Below are 24,237 nucleotides of genomic sequence, written 5' to 3' on the forward strand. Positions count from 1 at the left end.
ACCCGCCTGGCAACGGCCGGCATTGCGCCGGCCGGAACTTCAGGTCAGATCACGCCTTGCGCCAGCATGGCGTCGGCTACCTTGACGAAGCCGGCGATGTTCGCGCCTTCCACGTAGTTGATATAGCCATCCGCCTTCTGCCCGTGGTGGATGCAGTTCTGGTGGATGTCCTTCATGATCGCGTGCAGCTTCTCGTCGACCTCGGCATGGTGCCAGGACAGGCGCATGGCGTTCTGCGACATTTCCAGGCCGGAAGTGGCAACGCCGCCGGCATTGCTGGCCTTGCCCGGGGCGTAGAGGATCTTCGCATCGACAAAGCGGTCCACGGCTTCCAGCGTCGACGGCATGTTGGCGCCTTCGGCCACGCAGATCACGCCATTGCCGAGCAGGGTCTCGGCGTCGTTGCCGTCCAGCTCGTTCTGGGTGGCGCACGGCAGCGCCACGTCGGCGGGCACGTGCCACGGGGTGCGGCCGGCTTCGAAGGCCATGCCGTGGCGGGCGGCAAAGTCAGACAGGCGGCCGCGCTCTTCATTCTTGAAGGCCATCACTTCGGCCAGCTGCTCGGTAGTCATGCCCTGCGGGTAGTGCAGCACGCCGCCTGAATCGGACAGCGTCAGCACCGTGGCGCCCAGCTCGATCGCCTTCTCGGCCGCGTACTGGGCCACGTTGCCCGAGCCCGAGATCAGCACGCGCAGGCCGTCGAAAGCGCGCCCGCGCCGGTGCAGCATCTCCTGCGCAAAGTAGACCGTGCCGTAGCCGGTCGCTTCCGGGCGCATCAGGCTGCCGCCGTAGGCCAGGCCCTTGCCGGTGAAGACGCAGGCGGACTGGTTGGAAAGCTTCTTCATCATGCCGGCCATAAAGCCGACTTCACGTGCGCCCACGCCGATGTCGCCGGCCGGGATGTCGGTATCCGGGCCCAGGTGGCGGAACAGCTCGGTCACCAGCGCCTGGCAGAAACGCATCACTTCGCCATCGGACTTGCCCTTGGGATCAAAGTCCGAGCCGCCCTTGCCGCCGCCCATGGGCAGCGTGGTCAGCGCGTTCTTGAAGGTCTGCTCGAAGCCCAGGAACTTCAGCACCGACAGGTTCACAGTCGGGTGGAAGCGCATGCCGCCCTTGAACGGGCCGATGGCCGAGCTGTGCTGCACGCGGAAGGCGCGGTTGACCTGCACCCGGTTCTGGTCGTCGGTCCAGGCCACGCGGAACTGGATCACGCGCTCGGGCTCCACCAGCCGCTCGAGCAGGGCCTGGTCGGCGTAGCGCGGATTGCGCTCGACAAAGGGCCAGAGCGTCATCATCACTTCCTTCACGGCCTGGAGGAATTCAGGTTGATTGGGGTCGCGGCGGGCAACCCCCGCCAGGAATGCGTCAAGGGAGGGAGAATTCACGGATGTCTCTTGCTGTGCTGGAGTGGCTGGATCCGGCAGCCTTGCCGGCTTGGTGCCGGTCTGTGGTGCCGTCTGGCGTTGCGCCGATGGAAGGTGGGTGGCCTCCGGTTGTCCGCACATTCACGGCGGGGCCGTGCCTGTCGGACAATGCAGCACTTTAGCACCAGCGTGGGGCACACGACAGTCAAAACACCTGTGACAGCGGCGTGAAAGCCGCATTTTAGTGCATCAGGCGGGGATTTCCGTGCGATCAGCGGACAGCGCCGCGCCGCCTTTGGGAATCCGACTGGGGCGGACGCTCTGGGCCTTCAGGCGATGAGCAGCTTGGCGCCCCGCTCCTTGAGCGCCGCGGCCAGTTCCGGCTCCGGCGCCATGTCCGTAATCAGCCAGGCAGCCAGGTCGAAATGCTTGATGGTCACGCCGGTATTGCGGCCGAACTTGGTATGGTCAGCCACCACGCAGGCCACGTCGGCGGCCAGCAGCATGCGGCTGCGCAGTTCCGCCGCGGCGCGGGAGAAGTCGCAGATCTCGCCGCGCGGCGTGACGCCGCCGATGCCGACAAAGGCAAAGTCGGTGTGGTAGCGCGACAGCTGTTCGATGGTGTCCCAGCCGTGCGTGGCGTCTTCGTTGTCCTGCAGCTCCCCGCCCAGCACGATCACCCGGTTGCCGTTGCGCCGGCCCAGCAGCTGGGCGATGGCAAGGTCGTTGGTGTAGACCAGCAGGTTGTGGTGGCCATGCAGCGCCTGCGCCACCGCGTGGGTGGTGGTGCCGTAGTCCAGGATCAGCGAGGCGCCGTCGCGCACCAGCTCGGCGGCGCGCACGCCGATCGCGCGCTTGCCTTCGGCATTGACCGCGGCGCGGGTCTGGGTATCGGGCTCGGTGCGGTCAGAAGCCAGCGCGCCGCCGTGGGTCAGCACCAGCAGGCCACGGGCGGCCAGCGCGTTGAGGTCGCGCCGGACGGTCTCGCGCGAGACGTCGAGCTCGGTCACCAGTTCGCTGATAGCCAGCGCGCCGGTGGCGGAGAGCTGGTCGAGGATGTATTTCTGCCGTTGTTCGGCGAGCACGGTGACTCCGGAAGCGTCAGGGACTGGGGGCTGATTCTAGCGCAGCGGGTGCTGCGGTGTGCCAAGGACCATGCCCCTCTCCCGCTTGCGGGAGAGGGGCCAAACCAGCGACAGATTCATTTCCCCCGGTGCTTCACGCCCACGGCAACGTCACCGTCTTCAGGTTGGTAAAGCTCTTGGCCGCCTCCTGCACGCCTTCCTTATAGCCCAGCCCCGAATCCTTGATGCCCCCAAACGGCGTCAGTTCGATGCGGTAGCCCGGCACTTCCCAAAGATTGACCGTGCCCACATGCAGCGAGTTGGCGATTTTGGTGAAGGCCTCGATATTGTTGGTGCACACGCCGGAAGACAGCCCGAACGCGGTCCCGTTGGAAATCCGGATGGCGTCATCGACATCGCGGAAGGTAATGATCGGCGACACCGGCCCGAACGTCTCCTCGCGCACCACCGTCATCGACGGGTCCACGCGGTCGATCACGGTCGGCGAATAGCTGGCACCGTTGCGGTGGTTGCCCACCAGCAGGCGCGCGCCGTGCGCTACCGCTTCATTGACGCGCGCCTCGAACAGCATCGCGGCCTGCTCGTCGATCACCGTGCCCATGTCCACGCCGCGATCCATCGGGTCGCCGTATTTCCAAGCGCGCGTCTTCTCGACCACCAGTTCGGTAAAGCGCGCGGCGACGGCCTCATGCACCAGCATGCGCTTGACCGCGGTGCAGCGCTGGCCCGAGTTCTTGTAGGAGCCCTGCACCGCCAGGTCCGAAGCGCGGTCCAGGTCGGCATCGTCCAGCACGATCAGCGGGTCGTTGCCGCCCAGCTCCAGCACCACGCGCTTGTAGCCGGCCTTGCTGGCAATGTACTTGCCGATCGCCACGCCGCCGGTAAAGGTCACCAGGTCCACGGCGGGGTGCGTGATCAGCTCGTCGGCGATCTCGCGCGGGTCGCCGGTGATCACCTGCAGCATCTGCGGCGGCAGGCCGGCTTCATACAGCAGGTCGGCCAGGTAGAACGCCGACAACGGCACCTTCTCCGACGGCTTGAGCACCATGCGGTTGTTGGTGGCGATCGACGGCGCCACCTTGTGCGCCACCTGGTTCATCGGGTGGTTGAACGGCGTGATGGCGCAGATCACGCCCAGCAGCGGCTCGCGCTGGGTCATCACGCGGCGCTTCTTGCCGTGCGGGGTCAGGTCGCACGAGAACAGCTGGCCATCGTCGCGCAGCGCCTCGGTGGCGGCAAAGCCAAGCACGTCGGCGACGCGGCCGATCTCATACAGCGAATCCTTCTTGGACAGGCCGGATTCCAGCGTGATCAGGTCCGACGCTTCTTCAGTGCGCTCACGCAGCAGCGCGGCGGCGCGGTTCAGGATGGCGGCGCGCTCATAGCGCGTCAGCGTGGAGCGGTAGGCCTGGCCCACTTCGAAGGCACGGCGCACATCGTCAAGCGTGGCCTTGGGCACGGTGCCGACCAGAGTGCCGTCATACGGGTTGCGCACTTCGATCATGCGCTCGCGCACGATCTTCTGGCCGTCGATGCGCAGGGCCTCGGCGCGGAAATGGGGGCTGACGGCGCCAGCGGGGAATTGGGGGGCGTTCATAAGTCTCCTCCGGTCAACACGGTTCGGTACGGCTCGATGCACTCAGTGCAGATGGTTCAGCGCGACATCGAAGATGTCGAAGTTGCGCAGCAGGGCCTTGCCGGGGATACCGGCCGTGGCGCGGTTGAATACCAGCGGCACGGTCTGCTCCGACACGCCACCGTGCGAGCGCAGCGGCGCGTCCAGCCCGGACAGGTCGTGGCGGCTGTGGCTGGTGCCCAGCACCACATGCTTGTCGCTGGTCACCACCAGGTCGCCGACGCGGTCGGGCGGCAGTTCAAAGCGCGCGCAGGCCTCGGCATTGGTCAGCACGCTTTCCACGCCCTGCAGGTCGGACAGCCGGGCCTTGATCGCGGCCGGGTCCGCATCGTCGGGCAGATAGATGGTGGCGTAGGACCCGAGCGCACCGTGGTGGACCACGTAGGGATCGGTGATCGGCAGGATCACGCGCGCGCCGCCGTCTTCCACGCCGCGGCCCAGCCATGCGTCCAGGTGGTCCTGCAGGTAGATCACGTTGGGCGCCTTGGTGGCGTCGTCGTGCTTGGCGTTCATGCCGTGATCGGCGGTCAGCGCGACCACGCAGCCCAGTTCGTCCAGCCGCGCCAGATACTTGTCCATCATGGCGTAGAAAGCGTTGGCGCCGTCCGAGCCGGGTGCGAACTTGTGCTGGATATAGTCGGTGGTGGACAGGTACATCAGGTCCGGGCGGCGCGTTTCCATCAGGCGCACGCCGGCGGCGAAGACGAACTCCGACAACTCCGCGCTGTACACGTCTGGAACCGGCATGCCGACCAGTTCGACCACGCCGTCGATGCCGTTCTCTTCCACCGTGGCCTGGTCGGCCTTCTCCGACGAGAAGCAGATGCCCTGCATGCCGTGGCCCAGCAGGCGGCGCAGCTTGTCCTTGGCGGTCACCACGGCGACGCTGGCCCCGGCATCGGCAAACGCGGCCAGGATGGTGCCGGCGCGCAGGTACTTGGGGTCGTTCATCATCACTTCCTCGCCGCGCCCGCCGTTGGCGCTGCGGTCAAAGAAGTAGTTGCCGCAGATGCCGTGCACCGCCGGCGGCGCGCCGCAGACGATGGACAGGTTGTTGGGGTTGGTGAAGGTGGGCACCACGCAGGCGCCGCGGAAGGCGGAGCCGGCTTCCAGCAGCCGCTTCAGGTAGGGCGCGCGGCCGCTGGCGGCGGCGGCTTCCAGGTAGTCGAACTCGCAGCCGTCGACGCAGACCACCACGACGGGCTGCTGCATCCAGCGGTAGGTGCGCTGGTTGACGGTAATGGTGCGGGCATTGGTGTCAGGCATGTTGGGGTTCCTGTGCTTGGGCGCGATCGGGGTCGGTACTTTCCATGGATACGGTCGGATTCAGGCAGCGGCGCCCTTGTCGGCGCTGGCCGGGTCCACCGCGGCATGCATGCGGGCGCGGCCACGCTCCACGTGCTCGCGCATCAGGCGCGCGGCCAGTTCGCCGTCGCGCGCGGCAATCGCCGAGACGATGGCGCGGTGCTCGCGGGTGGAGTCGGGCATGGCGGCGTGGCTGCCGGACAGCGCTTCGCGCCGGAACAGCGTCAGTTCCTTGACCAGGCGCCGGTAGGTATCCAGCAGCTTGCGGTTGCCGGCCAGTTCGACCATGCGGTCGTGGAACTCCAGGTTCAGCCGCGTGTATTCATCGACATCGCGCGCCTGGCTGGCGACGCCCAGCGATTCCACCAGCGCGCGCAGTTCGCGCAGGCCCTCGGGCGTGATGCGGGCGGCCAGCTGGCGGCCGATGAACTCATCCAGCACGGCGCGCAGCTCATAGATCTCATCGGCTTCTTCCACCGAGATGGCGCGCACGAACACGCCGCGGTTCTTCTCGGTGCGCAGCAGGCCGGCCTGCTCCAGCGCCCGGAAGGCTTCCCGCACCGGTCCGCGCGACACATTGAGCTGCCCTGCCACCTCGATCTCATTGAGCTTGGCGCCGGGGGGCAGGTCGCCCGACATGATCCGCAGTTCCAGTTCGCGCTGCACCAGGGTGGCCAGGGACTGGCTCTGCAGGATGGTGATTTCGCTCGCCAGCGGTGCTTGGCGTGACATGAAAACTCCCGTTTGTGAGGGATTGCGCAATATCGAAAATCCTTATTGCCATTAAAGCAAGCGGTTTGTATATTGTCAACAATCAAGACATCGATGTGGCGCGGATGGTGACGCACGGAGCGCGAAAACCCAGGCATATGTCTTGCAAGTGTTGTAGCACAAGGGTTTCACGGTGATTCAATGTTGTGCAGCACGCCCTATGGCAATGCAACATATTCACCAAATTGACACATATCTCCACCTACAATGCCAGAAGGAGTCCCATGCAACCGTCCTTCACTTCCACCCTGCGCACCGCCGCCGCCCTGCTTGCGCTAGCCGCCTCCGGCACGGCGCTGGCCCAGAAGACCACCCTCACCGTCTACACGGCGTGGGAGATCGAGACCCTCAAGCCGTACGCCGAGGGCTTTGCCAAGGTGGCGCCCGATATCGAACTGAAGTACGTGCGCGACTCCACCGGCGTCATCACCGCCAAGGCGCTCGCCGAAAAAGGCAACCCGCAGGCCGACGTGATCGCCGGGCTGGCTGCGTCGAGCCTGGAACTGCTCAAGCAGGAAGGGATGCTGGCGCCCTACTCGCCCAAGGGCTTCGAGAAACTGACGCGCGACTACAGCGACAAGGCCACGCCGCCGTCCTGGGTGGGGCTGGACGTCTGGGGCGCCACCATCTGCTTCAACACCATCGAAGCCAAGAAGCGCAACCTGCCGCGCCCCGAGACCTGGAAGGACCTGGCCAAGCCCGTCTACAAGGGCACCATCGTGATGCCCAACCCGGCCTCTTCCGGCACCGGCTTCCTGGACGTGACCGCCTGGCTGCAGCTCTATGGCGAGCAGGATGGCTGGAAGTACATGGATGCACTGCACGAGAACATCGCCCAGTACACCCATTCGGGCTCCAAGCCATGCAAGCAGGCCGGCTCTGGTGAGTTCCCGATCGGCATCTCGTTCGAGCTGCGCGCGCACAAGACGCTGGCCTCGGGCGCGCCGATCGAGATGATCTTCCCCAAGGAAGGCCTGGGCTACGACATCGAGGCTGCCGGCATCGTCAAGGGCACCAAGAAAATGGAAGCCGCGCAGCGCTACATGGACTGGCTGGCCAGCAAGGAGGCCAACCAGCTGTTTGCCAAGGACTGGGCCATCGTCGCCTATCCGGGCGTGGCGAGGAAGATCGAGACCATCCCGGCCAACTACGAGCAGATGCTGGTCAAGAACGATTTCAGCCATATCGCCAAGAACCGTGAGCGCGTGCTGGCCGAGTGGCAGAAGCGCTATGCCAGCAAGTCGGAGAAGCAGCCCTGAGCGCCTGAGCGCCGTCCTGTACCGGCGCCCTCGCCCCCTGGGGCAGAGGACGCCGGGTCCCCCAACAGAACCCACCGGGCCCCACGCCATGCAGACCTCCCCATCCACGGCCGAGACCTACCTCAGCCTGAAAGGCATCCACAAGCGCTTCGGCGGCAGCAGCGGCGCCTTCGTCGCACTCCACAATATCGACCTGGACGTGCGCCAGGGCGAGCTGCTGTGCTTCCTGGGCCCGTCGGGCTGCGGCAAGACCACGCTGCTGCGCATCATCGCCGGACTGGAATCGCAGAGCGCCGGCACCATCCGCCAGGGCGGGCGCGACATCTCCACGCTGCCGCCGATGGAGCGCGACTACGGCATCGTGTTCCAGTCCTACGCGCTGTTCCCCAACCTGACGGTGGCGGACAACGTGGCCTACGGCCTGGTCAACCGCCGCATGCCGCGTGACCAGCGCCGCGCCCGCGTGGATGAGCTGCTGACGCTGGTGGGGCTGCCCGAGCGCGGCAACCAGTACCCGGCGCAGCTGTCCGGCGGACAGCAGCAGCGCGTGGCGATTGCGCGCGCGCTGGCCACCTCACCCGGCCTGCTGTTGCTGGATGAGCCGCTGTCCGCGCTCGATGCCCGTGTGCGGGTGCGGCTGCGCAGCGAGATCCGCGCGCTGCAGCAACGGCTGAACATCACCACCATCCTGGTCACGCACGACCAGGAAGAGGCATTGTCGATGGCCGACCGCATCGTGGTGATGAACCAGGGCGCGATCGAGCAGGTGGGCACGCCGGCGCAGATCTACCAGCGCCCGGCCACGCCGTTCGCCGCGGACTTCGTCGGCAAGACCAATATGCTGGGCGCGCGCGTCTGCGGCGACGGCGAGCTGCACCTGGGCGGCGTGCGCATGCGCTGCGCCGCGCCCCCGGGCTGTTGCGCCGACGAGGACGTGCAGGTGTTCTTCCGCCCCGAAGACGTATGCGTGCGCGGAATCGAACAGCATGGCCCCAACGTGCTGGAGGCCACCGTGGACAAGATCGAGTTCCTCGGCGCGTTCTCGCGGCTGACGCTGCGCCTGCCTGACGCAGCGTCCGGCGCCCTGTACGCGGACCTCTCCCTCAATGACCTGCACGAGCTGCGCCCGAACACCGGCGACCTGCTGCGCCTGGCCATTCCCGCTGACCGTATCCGCATTTTCCGCCACGCATGCGCATGAGCCTCACTGCGGCGCCGGCCAATACGTCTGCCACCATGCCGGCCACCGATACCATCCCCGCTCCCGCCACCAGCGGGCCGGCCGGGCCTGCCAACCCTGGCGCGCAACCCGCCCCGCCGGCCGTGGTCGCAACCGCCGTGCGCGCGCACTGGACCGACCGCCTCGCCCACGTGCTGCTGGCGCTGGCCGCGCTGGCGCTCGCCTGCTTCGTGCTGGCGCCGATCGTGATGATCCTGGCCAAGAGCGTGCAGAACCGCGACGGCAGCCTGGCCGGCATCGCGCACTTCCGCGCGTATTTCGAGTCGCCCGCGCTGCTGCGCTCGGTGTGGAACAGCCTGTGGGTCTCTGCCCTGGCCACCTGCATCACCCTGCCGCTGGCATTCAGCTTTGCCTATGCGCTGACGCGCAGCCGCATCGCCTGCAAGGGCCTGCTGCGCAACCTGGCGCTGATCCCGCTGCTGGCGCCATCGCTGCTGGCGGCGATCTCCTTCATCTTCTGGTTCGGCAACCAGGGGCTGTTCAAGCCGTGGATGGGCAGCACCCAGATCTACGGGCCGCTGGGCATCGTGGCCTCGCTGGTGTTCGCCACCTTCCCGCATGCGCTGATGATCCTGATCACCGCGCTGTCGCTGACCGACGCGCGGCTGTACGAGGCGGCCGATGCGCTGGGCACCTCGACCGTGCGCAAGTTCTTCACCATCACCGTGCCGGGCGCGCGCTACGGCCTGGTCAGCGCGGCCATGGTGGTGTTCACCTATGCGATCTCGGACTTCGGCATCCCCAAGGTGATCGGCGGCAATTTCCATATGCTGGCCACCGACATCTACAAGCTGGTGATCGGCATGCAGGACTTCTCGCAGGGCGCGGTGGTGTCGCTGATGCTGCTGGTGCCGGTGGCCGTCACCTACTGTGTCGATGCGCGCGTGCAGCGCCGCCAGATGGCGCTGATGTCGGCACGCTCGGTGCCCTACGTGCCGCGCCGCAGCCGCCGCTTCGACCTGGCCATGGCGATGTTCTGCTGGCTGATGGCGGCGTTGATGCTGGCGGTGATGGGCATGGCGATCTACGCGTCCTTCGTCAAGCTGTGGCCGTACAACTTCTCGCTGTCGCTGAACCACTACCGGGTGGGGCTGGTCGAGGGCGGCGTGGTCGATTCCTACCTGAACAGCCTGCGCATGGCGGGACTGGCCGCGGTGATCGGGCCGGTGTTCATCTTCGCCACCGCCTACCTGCTGGAGAAGACCCGCGGCATGGACTGGCTGCGCAGCTTCGTGCGGCTGATGGCGGTGCTGCCGATGGGCGTGCCCGGGCTGGTGCTGGGCCTGGGCTACATCTTCTTCTTCGTGCCGCAGGCCAACCCGATGCACGGGCTGTACCAGACGCTGGGGATCCTGGTGCTGGTGACCATCGTCCACTATTACGCGTCCTGCCACCTGACGGCGGTCACCGCGCTCAAGCAGCTCGACAGCGAGTTCGAGGCCGTGTCCGCATCGCTCAAGGTGCCGTTCTACAAGACCTTCTTCAAGGTCACGGTGCCGGCCTGCCTGCCGGCCATCCTGGAGATCTCGCGCTACCTGTTCATCAATGCGATGACTACGGTCTCCGCAGTGGTGTTCCTGTACGGCGCCGACACCAAGCTGGCCTCGGTCGAGATCGTCAACCTGGATGAATCCGGCGACATCGGCCCCGCGGCGGCAATGGCGACGCTGGTGGTGCTGACCTCGGCCTTCGCCTGCCTGCTCTATTACCTGCTGCAACGCGTGCTCGATTGCAAGACCCAGGCCTGGCGCCAGGGCAACGACTGACCTTTCCCCTGTTTCCACTCCTTCCCAATCAGGAGCTCATCATGATTCGCGGCAACGACCCGATCCTTCTGACCCCCGGTCCCCTGACCACCTCGCTCGCCACCAAGCAGGCCATGCTGCGCGACTGGGGCTCGTGGGACGCCGCCTTCAACGCCATCACGCGCAGCCTGTGCGACGACCTGGTGCGCATCGTCCACGGCGAAGGCACCCATGTGTGCGTGCCGATGCAGGGCAGCGGCACGTTCTCGGTGGAGGCCGCCATCGCCAACGTGGTGCCGCGCGACGGCAAGGTGCTGGTGCCGCAGAACGGCGCCTATTGCCAGCGCATCCTCAAGATCTGCAAGGTGCTTGGCCGCGCCAGCGTGGAACTGCCGATCCCCGAAGACCAGCCCGCCACCGCCGCGCTGATAGAAGAGGCCATCCGGCGCGACCCGTCGATCACGCACGTGGCGCAGGTGCACTGCGAGACCGGCGCCGGCGTGCTCAACCCGCTGCAGGAAATCGCCGCGCTGTGCCAGCGGCTGGGCAAGGGGCTGATCGTCGACGCGATGAGCTCGTTCGGCGCGATCGAGATCGACGCCCGCACCATGCCGTTCGACGCGCTGGTGGCCGCCACCGGCAAGTGCATCGAGGGCGTGCCGGGCATGGGCTTCGTGCTGGTGAAGAAAGACGTGCTGGAAGCCAGCCAGGGCAACAGCCACTCGCTGGCGCTGGACCTGTACGACCAGTACGTCTACATGCAGAAGACCACGCAGTGGCGCTTCACGCCGCCCACGCACGTGGTGGCGGCGTTCCGCACCGCGCTCGACCAGTTCCTGGAAGAAGGCGGCCAGCCGGTGCGCGGCGCGCGCTACCGCAGGAACTGCGACGCGCTGGTGCAGGGCATGGCCGCACTCGGCTTCCGCGCCTTCCTGCCGGCGGCGGTGCAGGCGCCGATCATCGTCACCTTCCATGCGCCGGCCGACGCGCGCTATGACTTCAAGACCTTCTACGCCAGGGTGCGCGAGCGCGGCTACATCCTGTATCCGGGCAAGCTGACGCAGATGGAGACCTTCCGCGTCGGGTGCATTGGTGCGATCGACGACAACGAGATGCGCAATGTGGTGACGGCGATTGGCGAGGTGCTGCGCGAGATGGGGATCAAGATGCAGGCGCCGCTGGCAGAAGCGGCTTGACCCCTTGAGCATCTTCACCTCACTCGCCTAGCAGCAGGCTCCCCTCTCCCGCGAGCGGGAGAGGGGAGCAAACCATCGGTTCGCAAACTCAACCCTTCATGCCCCTCCCCCCAGACTTTCACGGCCTCGCCTTTGCCGCCGTGATGCTGTCCGCGCTGATGCACGCGTCGTGGAACGCCATCGTCAAGATCGGCGGCGACCGCTTGTCGTCGATGGCTCTGATCGACACCTTCTGCCTGCTGGTGGCCTTGCCCTTCCTGTTCCTGGTGCCCCTGCCCGCGCCGCAGGTGTGGCCCTTCCTGCTGGCCACAGTGGCGCTGGAAGTCGGCTACAAGCTGTCGCTGGTGGCTGCCTACAACCGTGGTGACTTCAGCCAGGCCTATCCGCTGATGCGCGGCTCGGCGCCGATGATGGTGGCGATCCTGCTGCTGCTGGCCGGCAGCGAACGGCTGGGGCCAGGCGGCTATGCCGGCATCGCGCTGATCTGCTGCGGGCTGGTCAGCCTGGTGCGCTGGCGCCGGCAATCGCCCGACCTGCTCGGCTTTGCGCTGCTGGCCGGGGCCTGCCTGGCGGCCGGCACCGTGATCGACGGCACCGCGGTCAAGCGCTACGGCGAGGTCTTCACCTACATCGTCTGGCTGCAGGCGATGTCGCACATCTTCATGCCGACCTACGCCTTCAGCCGGCGCGGCAACGCGCTGGTCACGCTGATGCGCACGGAATGGAAGCGCGCGTGGATCGGCGGCATCAACCGGGTGGGCTCGTATGCGCTGATGCTGTGGGCGATGACCATGGCGCCCGTGACCAAGCTGGCTGCGCTGCGTGAATCGAGCGTGATCTTTGCCGCGCTGCTGGGCCACTTCCTGCTGCGCGAGCCCTTCGACCGGCGGCGGCTGATTGCGACCGCGCTGGTCCTGGCGGGGATCCTGACACTGCAACTGGCGCGCTGATCCGTCGACGTATGTTGCATTTTGTGTTGTTTGTTGGCGTTTTTTTGCATAACATGGCAGGCAACGCCAAACCCTTTCCTGCCGAGGTTTTCCCGCCATGTCCCCTGTCATCCCATCCCACTCCCGCGTCGTCATCATCGGCGGCGGCATCATCGGTTGCAGCGTCGCCTATCACCTGACCAAGCTCGGCTGGAAGGATGTGGTCCTGCTGGAACAGGGACAACTGTCCTGCGGCACCACCTGGCACGCGGCCGGGCTGGTCGGGCAACTGCGCTCGCAGGAAAGCATGACGAAACTGATCCGCTACTCCACCCAGCTGTACAGCGAACTGGAAGCGGAAACGGGCCTCGGCACCGGCTGGAAGCAATGCGGCTCGCTGTCGGTCGCGCGCACCGCGGAACGCATGACGCAACTGCGCCGCACCGCGGCGGTGGCGCGGGCCTATGGCGTGGATTGCGAGGTGATCTCGCCCGCCCAGGCCGGCGAACTATGGCCGGTGATGCGCACTGACGACCTGCTTGGGGCGGTCTGGCTGCCGGGCGACGGCAAGGCCAACCCGACTGACCTGACCCAGGCGCTGGCGCGCGGCGCGCGCAGCCGCGGTGCGGTCATCGCGCAGGATACGAAGATCACCGCGATCCATACCCGCGATGGCCGCGCCACCGGCGTGAGCTGGCGCAACAAGGCCGGCGACGAAGGCCGCATCGAGGCGGAGATCGTCGTCAACTGCGCCGGCCAGTGGGCGCGCCAGGTCGGGCAGATGTGCGGCGTGACCGTGCCGCTGCACTCGGCCGAGCACTATTACATCGTCACCGAGCGCATTGCCGGCGTGCATCCTGACCTGCCGGTGATGCGCGACCCGGACGGCTTCATCTACTTCAAGGAAGAAGTGGGCGGGCTGGTGATGGGCGGCTTCGAGCCCAATGCCAAGCCGTGGGGCATGCAGGGCATTCCTGAGCCGTTCGAGTTCCAGTTGCTGCCTGATGACTGGGATCAGTTCGAGATCCTGATGGAGAACGCGCTGATCCGCGTTCCGGCACTGGAGTCGGCGCAGGTCAAGCAGTTCTACAATGGGCCCGAGTCCTTCACGCCGGACAACAACTTCATCCTCGGCGAAGCGCCCGAGCTGCGCAATTTCTACGTGGGCGCGGGCTTCAACTCAATGGGGATCGCGTCTGCCGGCGGCGCCGGCATGGCACTGGCGGAATGGATCGTCGCGGGCGACCCGACCATGGACCTGTGGCCGGTCGATATCCGCCGCTTTGCCGGCTTCAACGGCAACCAAAGCTGGCTGCACGACCGCGTCAGGGAAACGCTGGGCCTGCACTACGCGATGCCCTGGCCCAACCGGGAACTGGATACGGCGCGGCCGTTCCGGCGCTCGCCGCTCTATGCCCACCTGCACGCTGCCGGCGCCAATTTCGGCAGCAAGATGGGCTGGGAGCGGCCAAACTTCTTCGCGCCTGCCGGACAATCGCCCGAGATCCGCTACTCGTTCGGGCAACAGAACTGGCTGCCGTGGAGCGGCGCGGAACACCGCGCCTGCCGCGAGGCGGTGGCGCTGTTCGACATGAGTTCGTTCTCCAAGTACATCGTCAAGGGTGCCGATGCCGAGGCCGTGCTGCAATACGTGATGAGCAACGACGTGGCCGTGCCGCCGGGGCAGACCGTGTACACCGCCATGCTCAACGATCGCGGCACCTATGAATCCGACCTGACCGTGACGCGGCTGGCGCACGACCAGTACCTGCTGGTGACCGGCTCGGCGCAGACCACGCGCGACTTCAACTATATCGAGCGCCTGATTCCGGCCGACAAGCGCTGCGCGATTGTCGATGTCACCGGGCAGTACGCCGTGCTGGCGGTGATGGGCCCGCGCTCGCGCGAGCTGCTGCAGAGCGTGTCGCGCACCGATTTTTCCAATCAGGCGTTCCCGTTCGGCACCTCGAAAGAGATCGATCTCGGCTATGCCACGGTGCGCGCCACACGCCTGACCTATGTGGGCGAACTGGGCTGGGAGCTGTATGTCCCGGTGGAATTCGCCGTGGGCGTCCATGACACTTTGCACGAGGCCGGGAAACGCTTCGGACTGGTCAACGCCGGCTACTACGCCATCGAATCGCTGCGTATAGAGAAGGGCTACCGCGCCTGGAGCCGCGAACTGACCACCGACATCCATCCGTTCGAGGCCGGGCTGTCGTTTGCCTGCAAGCTGAACACGGACATCCCGTTCCGCGGGCGCGAAGCGCTGCTCAAGCTGCGCGCTGCCGGCGGTGCCGCGCAGGTGCGGCGGCGCGTTGCCGTGGTCACGCTGGACGGCGCCAGCGAGGCCATGCTCTGGGGCGGCGAGGCGATCCTGCGCACCGCCCCGGACGGCACCGTGCGCCCGGCCGGCTTCGTCACGTCGGCCGCGTTCGGCCACACCCTTGGCTGTCCAGTGGGCATGGGCTTGCTGGCACGCGCCGATGGTCCGGCCGACGCGGCATGGATCGAGGGCGGCAAGTATCACGTAGACCTGGCCGGGGAACTGCTGCCCGCGCGCATCCACCTGCGCGCGCCGTACGATCCGGCCAGCGAGCGGACCAAGGCCTGAACCTCGATGCAAGCGGATACCGGAGTGCCCATGCCAGTGATCCAGACCGAAACCGCCAGCTACATCCTGACGCTGTCATGCCCCGACCGTCCCGGCATTGTCCATGCCGTTTCAGCGCTGCTGGTGGAAGCCGGCGCCAATATCGTCGATTCCGCGCAGTTCGGCGATCGCGACAGCGCACGGTTTTTCATGCGCGTGCACTTCCAGCGGCCGCTGCCCGAAGGCCAGGATGCCGGCGATGCGCTCGCTGCCCTGCGCAGCACGCTGGCAGGCGTGGCGGCCGCGCATGAGATGGACTGGTCCCTCCACGACGCCGCGCGCAAGCCGCGCGTGATGCTGATGGTGTCAAGGATCGGCCACTGCCTGAACGACCTGCTGTTCCGCTACCGCACCGGCCAGCTGCCCATCGAGATTCCGGCCATCGTCTCCAACCACAAGGACTTCTACCAGCTTGCGGCGAGCTACGACATCCCGTTCCATCACCTGCCCCTGCTCAATGCCACGCCGCAAGGCAAGGCCGCGCAAGAAGCGCGGCTGTGGGACCTGGTCTGCGACTACAGCATCGACCTGGTCGTCCTGGCCCGTTACATGCAGGTCTTGTCCGACGACCTGTGCCGCCGCCTGGAGGGCCGCGCCATCAACATCCATCATTCCTTCCTGCCCAGCTTCAAGGGCGCGCGCCCGTACGCGCAAGCCTATGAGCGCGGCGTCAAGCTGATCGGCGCCACAGCGCACTACGTGACCGGCGACCTCGACGAAGGCCCCATCATCGAACAGGAAGTCGCGCGCGTGGACCATGCCATGGACGCCGCACAGCTGACCGCCATCGGACGCGACGTGGAATGCGTGGCGCTGGCGCGTGCGGTGAAATGGCATGCGGAACATCGGGTCCTGCGCAACGGCGGCAGGACCCTGGTGTTCCGCTGACGCGGCAGCCTTTGCCGCAGCTTCAGCCGGCCACCGCCCGCCGGACCTTGCGCAACGCCTGCTCCAGCGCATCCATGGAAATCGACCCGAGCGCCAGCCGCAGCGCATGCGGCACGCTCGCGCCGACCGCGAACGGCTCGGCCGTCGTCACCAGCACACCCTCGTGCTCCAGGGCGGCCACGACCTGGTCGGCGCGCAGGTCCTCCTCGAGTTCGAGCCACAGGTAGTATGAAGACGGGTGCGCCGTGACGCGGCAGCCGCGCAGGATGCGCCGCGCCAGGCTCTGCCTGCGCCGGGCATCCTTGCGCTTGCGATCTTCCAGGTCATCGACGATGCCGGCTTCGATCCAGAGGCAGCCGAGCGCCACGGTCAGCGACGGCGTGTTCCAGGTTGACACGCGAATGGCGCGTTCCAGGGCCGGCACCAGCGGCGCGGGCGCCGCGACAAACCCCATCCTCAGTCCCGATGCCACGCTCTTCGACAGGCCCGAGACGTAGACGGTCCGCTCTGGCGCGAAGGTGAACACCGGTTTCGGCGCCGGTTCGGCAAGGAAGGCGTAGGCGCCATCTTCAATGATCAGCAGATCATGCCGTTGCGCCAGGGCCGCAAGGCGACCGCGGTCCGCCTCGCTCATGACATAGCCCAGCGGATTGTGCATGGTCGGCATGGTGTAGACCGCCCGCACCGGACGCCGCTTGCAGAGCGCGGCAAGGCGATCCAGGTCCAGGCCCGCGGCGGTCACCGGCAACGGCTCCAGGTCGAGCCGATACAACTGCGCCAGCGCCTTCATGCCCGGGTACGTCAGCGCGTCAACCGCCAAGACGTCGCCGGGATTGAGCAGCCCCATCACCGTCACCGCCAGGCCCTGCTGCGCGCCGTTGACGATCAGCACCTGGCTGCCCGGCACCCGGACACCGCGGTTGCGCAGGTGCCGGGCGACGGCCTGCCGTTCGTGCGGGCGCCCGCCCTGCGGCGCGGAATGCAGCAACGCGTCAAGGTCGCCCGAAGCCGCGATGCTGCGCAAGCCATCGCGCAACAGTTCAACCTGCCCGGGCAGCGACGGATAGTTGAAAGTCAGGTCCACCGCGCCGGCGCGCACCGGATGCTGCTCCAGCCCCAGGCCACGCGGCAGCGAGGTATCGCGCACGAACGTGCCCCGGCCGGTCTCGCCGACCACCAGGCCGACGGCCTCCAGCTCGACGTAGACGCGTGCCGCGGTCGCCAGCGCCACGCCGTACTGCTTCATCAGCGCACGCACCGTCGGCAGTTGCGTGCCCGGAGGCAGTTCGCCGCGATGAATGCGCGCGGCAATCTCGTCAACAATGGTTTTGTAGCGCGCGTGGGCCATGCTTTGTATCTAGAACAATGCTTTGCGTGTATCAGGCCAGAAGAATAGCCTGCATGCCTAGTCAACGCTAACCATTTCCTGCACATGATTGCCCTGACCACCCTGTCGGTCTTCGCGGCGGCAGTGATGCTGCTGCTCCTGTCACCCGGCCCGAACATGGCCTTCGTGATGGCACATGGCATCACCTATGGCCTTCGGGGCGGCGTTGCGACGGCACTGGGGATTGCCGTGGCCGACCTGATCCTCACGGTCCTGACAGCCACCGGCATCACCGCCCTGGTGATGGCGTGGGCGCCGGCGTTCGACCTGATCCGCTATGCCGGCGCGGCCTATCTGCTGTGGATGGCGGTCAAGGCGCTGCGGCAGCCGCTTGCGCTGAAAGAGGCAGTGGTGACGCAGGCGTCGTTGCGCTCGGTGTTCGTGCGCGCCATGCTCAACAGCCTGCTCAATCCCAAGGCGCTGCTGTTCTTCATGGTCTTCCTGCCGCAGTTCGTGGATCCCGGCAAGGGCGGCGTGGCCCGGCAGCTGCTCGTGCTTGGCCTGGTCCTGACGGTGATCGCCACCGTGTTTCACGCATTGCTCGGCGCGGCTGGCGGCACCGTGCGCCGCTTCCTGTCACGCCATCCCAAGGCGGCAACACTGCAGTCGCGCGGCCTGGCAGCCGTGCTGGTGCTGCTGGCGCTGCGGGTGGTGCTGACCTCACGCCCGGCCTGAACCCGTTTCCCACGCAGAGCCCCTGATGTATATCGCAGCCTTTATTTACCGGCCCGGCCAGGCCGATGACGAGTTCCACCGCCTTAGCGCCCTGATCGACGAGATCGCCGCCGGCATACCCGGCTTTGTCGGTGCCGAGTCCTGGCGCTCGCCAGATGGCCAGTTGTCCAACGCCAGCTACTACTGGCGCGACAAGGACTCCCTGCAGGCCTTCGCCACCCACCCGCGGCACCTGGACGCCAAGCGCCAGTACCGCAAGTGGTATGACGGCTATCACGTGGTGATATCCGAAGTGCAGCGCGCCTATGGCGACGGTTCGCTCCGGCACTTCGTGCCCGACAGCCGGCGCCAGCGGCAGGGGTAAGCCCTGCCCCGGGTGTTCCATTCTGGAACACCCGGTGTCACGCGCTGGCACAGCCGTGCCGGCGCGTGACATCTCCCACCCGTGCCACGCGCACGCGCCCCCCGCTTTTCCCCGTTTTTTCGTTCGATTCACGCCCCGGCACAGCTCTTGCGATCTGCCTGCCGTGCGCACGGCCGGAATGCCGTGACGACACCACAGAAATCTCTGAACGGAGCGAGACATGAACATGGCGGAAATCGCCCAGCTGGGCGTCAGCAACCCCTACAAGCAGCAGTACGAGAACTACATCGGCGGCGCCTGGGTGCCGCCCGCCGGCGGCGAGTACTTCGAATCGACCACGCCGATCACCGGCAAGCCGTTCACGCGCGTGCCGCGCTCCGGCCAGCAGGATGTCGACGCCGCGCTGGACGCCGCGCACGCCGCCAAGGCCGCGTGGGCTCGCACCTCGACCACCGAGCGCGCCAATATCCTGAACCGCATCGCCGACCGCATCGAGGCCAACCTGAAGCTGCTGGCCGTGGCCGAGAGCATCGACAACGGCAAGCCGGTGCGTGAAACCACCGCCGCCGACCTGCCGCTGGCGGTCGACCACTTCCGCTACTTCGCCGGCTGCATCCGTGCGCAGGAAGGCGGCATCTCCGAGATCGACGCCGACACCATTGCCTACCATTTCCATGAGCCGCTGGGCGTGGTCGGCCAGATCATCCCGTGGAACTTCCCGCTGCTGATGGCCACCTGGAAGCTGGCGCCGGCGCTGGCCGCCGGCAACTGCGTGGTGCTCAAGCCCGCGGAGCAGACGCCGGCCTCGATCCTGGTGCTGATGGAAGTGATCGGCGACCTGCTGCCGCCGGGCGTGGTCAACGTGATCAACGGCTTCGGCCTGGAAGCCGGCAAGCCGCTGGCATCGAGCCCGCGCATCAGCAAGGTCGCCTTCACCGGCGAGACCACCACCGGCCGGCTGATCATGCAGTACGCGTCGCAGAACCTGATCCCGGTGACGCTGGAGCTGGGCGGCAAGTCGCCCAACATCTTCTTCGAGGATGTGCTGGCTGCCGACGACGCCTTCTTCGACAAGGCGCTGGAAGGCTTTGCCATGTTCGCGCTGAACCAGGGCGAGGTCTGCACCTGCCCGTCGCGCGCGCTGATCCAGGAATCGATCTACGACCGCTTCATGGAGCGCGCGCTCAAGCGCGTGGCCGCTATCCGCCAGGGCCATCCGCTCGACACCGGCACCATGATCGGCGCGCAGGCGTCCGCCGAACAGCTGGAGAAGATCCTGTCGTACATCGACCTGGGCCGCAAGGAAGGCGCACAGTGCCTCACCGGCGGCGAGCGCAACGTGCTGGACGGCGACCTCGCGGGCGGCTACTACGTCAAGCCGACCGTGTTCGCCGGCCACAACAAGATGCGCATCTTCCAGGAAGAGATCTTCGGGCCGGTGGTATCGGTGACCACCTTCAAGGATGAGGAAGAAGCGCTGGCCATCGCCAACGACACGCTCTACGGGCTCGGTGCGGGTGTCTGGACACGTGACGGCGCGCGCGCATTCCGCATGGGCCGCGGCATCCAGGCGGGGCGCGTGTGGACCAACTGCTACCACGCCTACCCCGCGCATGCGGCATTCGGGGGCTACAAGCAGTCCGGCATCGGCCGCGAGAACCATCGCATGATGCTCGACCACTACCAGCAGACCAAGAACCTGCTGGTGAGCTACAGCCCCAACGCGCTCGGGTTCTTCTGACCATGGCGGGCCCGATGTCCGCTCCCGCCACCGCGCCGGTCGCACGCGTGGTGGCAACCCCGGCCGCGCTCGCGCTGATCGCGGAGCTGGCCGCGCGGCATGGCCCGCTGATGTTCCACCAGTCCGGCGGCTGCTGCGACGGCAGCGCGCCGATGTGCTACCCCGCCGGCGAACTGCTGGTGGGGCAGGCCGATGTCTGCCTGGGCGAGATCGGCGGCGCGCAGTTCTACATGACGCGGGCGCAGTTCGAGTACTGGCAGCACACGCGGCTGGTGATCGATGTGGTGCCGGGGGCGGGCGGGATGTTCTCGCTGGAGGGACGGACGGGGAAGCGGTTCCTGACCCGGTCGGAGTTGTTCAGCGATGAAGAGGCCGCGTGGCTCGCGGCGCAGCCGGGGTTGTGAGGATGATTGCTTGCTGATGTCGGTAGTTGCTTGCCGACGGAGTGCTCCCTCTCCCGCAAGCGGGAGAGGGAGCAAACAAGCGGGATCGGAAGGCCTTCAGCGCTCCGCTTCCTCGTCGCCCTCCAACCCCTCCCTCAACCTCCGATAGATCGTATTGCGCGACACCCCCAGCTCACGCGCCGCGTGGCTGACATTGCCGCCGTGCCTGGCGAGCGCCTGCCGGATCAGGCCTGCTTCCCAGTCGCGCATGCGGGCGGATTTTGATGGCGCCGGCGCCTGCACGGCAGCCGCCGCGTCACAGCGCTCCGCCTCATCGCCGCACTCCTGCTCAAACCCTTCCGGCAGGTGCTCCACCCCGATCTGCGCCTCCCCTTCCGCCAGGATCGCCGCGGTGCGCAGCACGTTGGCAAGCTGCCGGATATTGCCCGGCCACGGGTGCCGGCGCAGCAGCGCCAGCACCTGCGCGTCGACATGCACCGGGGACGGCAGGCCGGCTTCTTCGCACTGCCGCTGCAGGATGCGATCGACCAGCAGCGGCAGGTCGCTGCGCTCGCATAGCGGCGGCAGGGTCACGGCCAGCGCATTGATGCGGTAGTACAGGTCTTCGCGGAAAGCGCCATCGGCAATCATCGCGCGCAGGTCGCGGTGGGTGGCACAGACCACGCGCACATCGACCGGCAGCGCGCGGGCGCTGCCCAGCGGGGTGACCGCGCGCTCCTGCAGCACGCGCATCAGCCGCACCTGCTGTGCCAGCGGCATGTCGCCGATCTCGTCCAGGAACAGCGTGCCGCCGTGCGCCTGCACGACCTTGCCCTCGCTCCCGCGGCGACGCGCGCCGGTGAAGGCGCCTTCTTCATAGCCGAACAGTTCGGCCTCGATCAGCGATTCGGGGATGGCCGCGCAGTTGACCGCGACGAAAGGCCCGCCGGCGCGCGGCGAGGCGGCGTGGATGGCGCGCGCCAGCCACTCCTTGCCGGTGCCGGTGCGGCCCTGGACCAGGATGGTGATATCGCGCCCGCTGACCTTGCGCACGCGGCGCAGCACCGCGGCCACCGCTGCGTCGCCGGTATCGAGCGCGGCCAGTGCCGGCGGCAGCGGGTCTTCGGCGCCGGGCTGGCGCACCGCGATGGGCGCGGCCAGGTATTCGATGCGGGCAAACACCTGCACCCGGCTGGGCAGCGTCAGCGTCTGCAGCGATCCCGCCGCGCCACCGCGCGCTTGCATCGCCGCGCGCACCGGCTGGCCGAACAGCCCGGCAAAACCGGCGTCCGCCAGCGCGTGCGGGGCCAGCCCCAGCTGGAACAGGCCGCTGCGGTTGGCAGCCAGGAAGGCGCCGTCGGGCGAGAACGCCGCCACGCCCTCGAACAGCGTGCCGACGAACTCGGGCCGCGCATGGAAGCGCACCAGCAGCGCGTCCGGGAAGTGGTTGGCAAACAGGTGGTTCTCGATCATCTGCGCCGACATCCGCACCAGCGCCATGGTGTGCCGGTGGAAGCCGCGATGATCGCCGCTGACATCGAGCGCGCCCAGGATGGCACCGGTCGGGCTGGCGATCGGCGCGCAGGAGCAGGTCAGCTGGTGGTTGGACTCGAGGAAATGCTCGCTGGCATGGATCAGGGTGGGACGGGCCTCGGCCAGTGCGGTGCCGATGGCATTGGTGCCCTTGCTCGGCTCCGACCACGATACCCCCGGTGCCAGCGCCACGCGCCGCGCCCGCGCGACGAATTCGCCGTCGCCCAGGCTGTGCAGGATCACGCCGCTGCTGTCGGTCAGCAGCACCATGCTGTCGGTATTGGCGATCTGCGCGTGCAGGGTCTCCATCACCGGCAAGGCATGGCGGTACAAGTCGCGGCTGGCGTCCACCAGCTCACCCAGCGCGCGCGGGCTGACGGCATCGAAGCCGGGCGCATGGCGCACATCCAGCCCGAAGCCGGCCGAACGCGCATGCGCGCGGGCGATCAGGCCAGCGCGGTCGGCATCGGCCGGGTCGACATGGGCAGCCTGGCGGGCAACATCGGAAGGCGCAGCGGGATGGGCGGCACGGTGCATGGCGGCGGGTCTCCTGTATCAGCAGGCGGCGCGCGTCGCGGCCGCTGCCTGCCGTCCCGTGGCGCGTGCCGTGCAGCTCAGGTGCGGCGGCAGGCCGGGCGGCTGTAGTCCGGCAACCTTATCACAGGCTCCCGGCCATGTATTGCCCCCGCGCCATGCCGGGCCGGGGTCAGCGTTTTTCGTCGAGCAGGTCGTTCAGGATTTCGTCGAAGGTGGCCTGGGCATCTTCCAGCGCCTGCAGCGCCGCATCGAACGTCTGCAGCGCAAGCTTGGAAGGCTTGCCGCTGCCCTGCGGCGGATAGTGGGCCTGCAAGGCGGTGAAGGCCACCTGCACCTGCCGCGTGGCCGCGACCACGCGTTCCATGGCCTGCGCCTCTTCGGCGCGGTATTGCTCGTGTTTCTGCTCGCTCATGCCCGTTTGCTCCGTATGCGCGCCGTCTCGGGAGGGGGTGCGCGCGCGTGAATGAGGTATATCGTACAAGAACTGCGCCGGGCGGCTTGCGCTGCGCGCTCGCGCCTGACAAAAATGAGGTAGGCTGCGCGGCTGGGCGGCAAGGCCGGCGCTGGTGCGCCCCGCCTGGCAGCGACACTGAAGACTAGCCATGCCATTGATCACCCGCCGTACGCTGGCAGCCGCGCTGATGACTGCCAGCGGCTTCGCCTGCTACTGGACCTACCTGACGCTCAACCAGGAACGGCTGCTGTTCGATGCACGCCGGCGTCCGCCGCGCGACCTGCCCGACGGCATCATTGGCTACTCGCACCTGATCCCCGGCGGCGTGGTGCGCGGCTACATCTACCATAGCCCCGGCGACAACGTGCGCGACCTGCTGTTCTACCTGCCCGGGCGTGGCGAGGATGTGCTCGAAACGCTGCAGTACGCGCGCTGGCTGCCCGCCGGCATGGCCTTCGCCACCTATGACTACCGCGGCCTGGGACACTCCGACGGCCTGCCGTCCGAGGGCGCCGCAGTGGCCGACGCCAGCCAGTTCCTGCTGCATGCGCGGCGTGTCTTCCCCGACACCCGGGTGCATGTGGTGGGCCGCAGCCTGGGCACCGGCGTCGCGATCCAGCTGGCGGATCTGCAGGACTTCGACAGCCTGCAGCTGATCACGCCCTACGACTCGCTGCTTGAACTGGTGCGCAAGCGCTTCCCGCTGGTGCCGCTGCGCCAGCTGATGCGCCACCATTTCGATTCGATCTCGCATTGCAAGAAGGTCGTGCAGAGCACCAAGGTGCTGCTGGCCGAGACCGATGAAGTGGTGCCGCATGAATGCTCGGAACGGCTCATGGCTGCCTGGCCCGGCCCGGTGGCGTTGCAGACCGTGCCAGCCACGAATCACTTCACCATTATCGAACGCGAGGAAACCTGGCTGGCGCTGTGCGAATTTGCCCGGCATCACGGCCAGGCCAGGCTGCGCGTGGCTACAGCCCAGCCCGCACCGCCGGCCGCCACCGGCACGCCGCCCATCGACCATGACGAGCTCGGCAACCCGCTGCCGCTGGCGGCCGGCCGCTAGCGCCAGTCAGGCAGCGGGTAAAA

The 24,237-nt window shown here is 67.3% G+C and carries 20 protein-coding genes; 12 read left to right on the forward strand and 8 right to left on the reverse strand.

Features of this window, described 5'->3' with window-relative positions:
• Positions 1-44 precede the first annotated feature (44 nt).
• From gdhA to I6H87_RS28615, 5 genes are all read right to left on the reverse strand, one after another.
• Positions 45-1,388 carry an NADP-specific glutamate dehydrogenase gene (gene gdhA / locus I6H87_RS28595; RefSeq protein ID WP_010812813.1) on the reverse strand — a complete coding sequence of 448 codons (1,344 nt, stop codon included), beginning with the start codon at positions 1,386-1,388 and terminating at the stop codon, positions 45-47.
• A 308-nt stretch (positions 1,389-1,696) separates the two neighbouring features.
• A complete protein-coding gene (locus tag I6H87_RS28600) occupies positions 1,697-2,452 on the reverse strand; it encodes a DeoR/GlpR family DNA-binding transcription regulator (protein ID WP_010812812.1) in 756 nt (251 codons plus the stop codon).
• 133 nt (positions 2,453-2,585) lie between these two features.
• The gene (phnY, locus tag I6H87_RS28605; protein ID WP_010812811.1) at positions 2,586-4,049 is read right to left on the reverse strand and encodes a phosphonoacetaldehyde dehydrogenase; all 1,464 of its coding nucleotides are present in this window, start codon (positions 4,047-4,049) and stop codon (positions 2,586-2,588) included.
• Positions 4,050-4,091: 42 nt separating this feature from the next.
• Positions 4,092-5,354 (reverse strand): phosphonoacetate hydrolase, encoded by a 1,263-nt coding sequence (gene phnA, locus I6H87_RS28610; protein WP_011617554.1) that lies wholly within the window; start codon positions 5,352-5,354, stop codon positions 4,092-4,094.
• 60 nt (positions 5,355-5,414) lie between these two features.
• Positions 5,415-6,125 (reverse strand): phosphonate utilization associated transcriptional regulator, encoded by a 711-nt coding sequence (locus I6H87_RS28615; protein ID WP_010812809.1) that lies wholly within the window; start codon positions 6,123-6,125, stop codon positions 5,415-5,417.
• A 263-nt stretch (positions 6,126-6,388) separates the two neighbouring features.
• On the opposite strand from I6H87_RS28615, the gene I6H87_RS28620 reads away from it, so the two are divergent.
• From I6H87_RS28620 to purU, 7 genes are all read left to right on the forward strand, one after another.
• Positions 6,389-7,423, forward strand: a complete 1,035-nt coding sequence (locus I6H87_RS28620; protein ID WP_010812808.1) for a putative 2-aminoethylphosphonate ABC transporter substrate-binding protein — start codon at positions 6,389-6,391, stop codon at positions 7,421-7,423.
• 88 nt (positions 7,424-7,511) lie between these two features.
• On the forward strand, positions 7,512-8,624 hold the full coding sequence (locus tag I6H87_RS28625; RefSeq protein ID WP_010812807.1) for a putative 2-aminoethylphosphonate ABC transporter ATP-binding protein: 1,113 nt from the start codon (positions 7,512-7,514) through the stop codon (positions 8,622-8,624).
• On the forward strand, positions 8,615-10,429 hold the full coding sequence (locus tag I6H87_RS28630; RefSeq protein WP_041688168.1) for a putative 2-aminoethylphosphonate ABC transporter permease subunit: 1,815 nt from the start codon (positions 8,615-8,617) through the stop codon (positions 10,427-10,429). Before I6H87_RS28625 ends, I6H87_RS28630 begins: the two co-directional genes overlap by 10 nt.
• 41 nt (positions 10,430-10,470) lie before the next feature.
• Complete coding sequence (locus I6H87_RS28635) at positions 10,471-11,604, forward strand: 2-aminoethylphosphonate--pyruvate transaminase (protein WP_011617556.1); 1,134 nt, start codon at positions 10,471-10,473, stop codon at positions 11,602-11,604.
• Positions 11,605-11,702: 98 nt separating this feature from the next.
• A complete protein-coding gene (locus tag I6H87_RS28640) occupies positions 11,703-12,554 on the forward strand; it encodes an EamA family transporter (protein ID WP_041688170.1) in 852 nt (283 codons plus the stop codon).
• Positions 12,555-12,651: 97 nt separating this feature from the next.
• Positions 12,652-15,147, forward strand: coding sequence for a GcvT family protein (locus tag I6H87_RS28645; protein ID WP_011617558.1), 2,496 nt, complete (start codon positions 12,652-12,654; stop codon positions 15,145-15,147).
• Between the two features lie 30 nt (positions 15,148-15,177).
• Positions 15,178-16,074, forward strand: coding sequence for a formyltetrahydrofolate deformylase (gene purU, locus I6H87_RS28650; RefSeq protein ID WP_041688172.1), 897 nt, complete (start codon positions 15,178-15,180; stop codon positions 16,072-16,074).
• 22 nt (positions 16,075-16,096) lie between these two features.
• On the opposite strand, the gene I6H87_RS28655 is transcribed toward purU, so the two are convergent.
• Positions 16,097-17,422, reverse strand: coding sequence for an aminotransferase-like domain-containing protein (locus I6H87_RS28655; protein WP_011617560.1), 1,326 nt, complete (start codon positions 17,420-17,422; stop codon positions 16,097-16,099).
• A gap of 84 nt (positions 17,423-17,506) precedes the next feature.
• Between I6H87_RS28655 and I6H87_RS28660 the strand changes: the two genes are divergently transcribed.
• The 4 genes from I6H87_RS28660 to I6H87_RS28675 all read left to right on the forward strand — a co-directional run bounded on the left by I6H87_RS28660 (position 17,507) and on the right by I6H87_RS28675 (position 20,645).
• A complete protein-coding gene (locus tag I6H87_RS28660; protein ID WP_011617561.1) occupies positions 17,507-18,136 on the forward strand; it encodes a LysE family translocator in 630 nt (209 codons plus the stop codon).
• A gap of 25 nt (positions 18,137-18,161) precedes the next feature.
• A complete protein-coding gene (locus tag I6H87_RS28665; protein ID WP_010812799.1) occupies positions 18,162-18,500 on the forward strand; it encodes an antibiotic biosynthesis monooxygenase family protein in 339 nt (112 codons plus the stop codon).
• A gap of 220 nt (positions 18,501-18,720) precedes the next feature.
• Positions 18,721-20,241, forward strand: a complete 1,521-nt coding sequence (adh, locus tag I6H87_RS28670; RefSeq protein WP_010812798.1) for an aldehyde dehydrogenase — start codon at positions 18,721-18,723, stop codon at positions 20,239-20,241.
• Between the two features lie 2 nt (positions 20,242-20,243).
• Entirely contained in the window at positions 20,244-20,645 is a 402-nt protein-coding gene (locus I6H87_RS28675) for a DUF779 domain-containing protein (RefSeq protein WP_011617562.1), read from the forward strand.
• A gap of 96 nt (positions 20,646-20,741) precedes the next feature.
• On the opposite strand, the gene I6H87_RS28680 is transcribed toward I6H87_RS28675, so the two are convergent.
• Both I6H87_RS28680 and I6H87_RS28685 read right to left on the reverse strand, forming a co-directional pair.
• A complete protein-coding gene (locus tag I6H87_RS28680; RefSeq protein WP_010812796.1) occupies positions 20,742-22,694 on the reverse strand; it encodes a sigma-54-dependent Fis family transcriptional regulator in 1,953 nt (650 codons plus the stop codon).
• A 169-nt stretch (positions 22,695-22,863) separates the two neighbouring features.
• Complete coding sequence (locus I6H87_RS28685; protein ID WP_010812795.1) at positions 22,864-23,106, reverse strand: hypothetical protein; 243 nt, start codon at positions 23,104-23,106, stop codon at positions 22,864-22,866.
• A gap of 190 nt (positions 23,107-23,296) precedes the next feature.
• Between I6H87_RS28685 and I6H87_RS28690 the strand changes: the two genes are divergently transcribed.
• Positions 23,297-24,214 (forward strand): alpha/beta hydrolase, encoded by a 918-nt coding sequence (locus I6H87_RS28690; RefSeq protein ID WP_011617563.1) that lies wholly within the window; start codon positions 23,297-23,299, stop codon positions 24,212-24,214.
• Positions 24,215-24,237: the final 23 nt, after the last annotated feature.

Source organism: Cupriavidus necator (assembly GCF_016127575.1).
Taxonomy (GTDB): domain Bacteria; phylum Pseudomonadota; class Gammaproteobacteria; order Burkholderiales; family Burkholderiaceae; genus Cupriavidus; species Cupriavidus necator_D.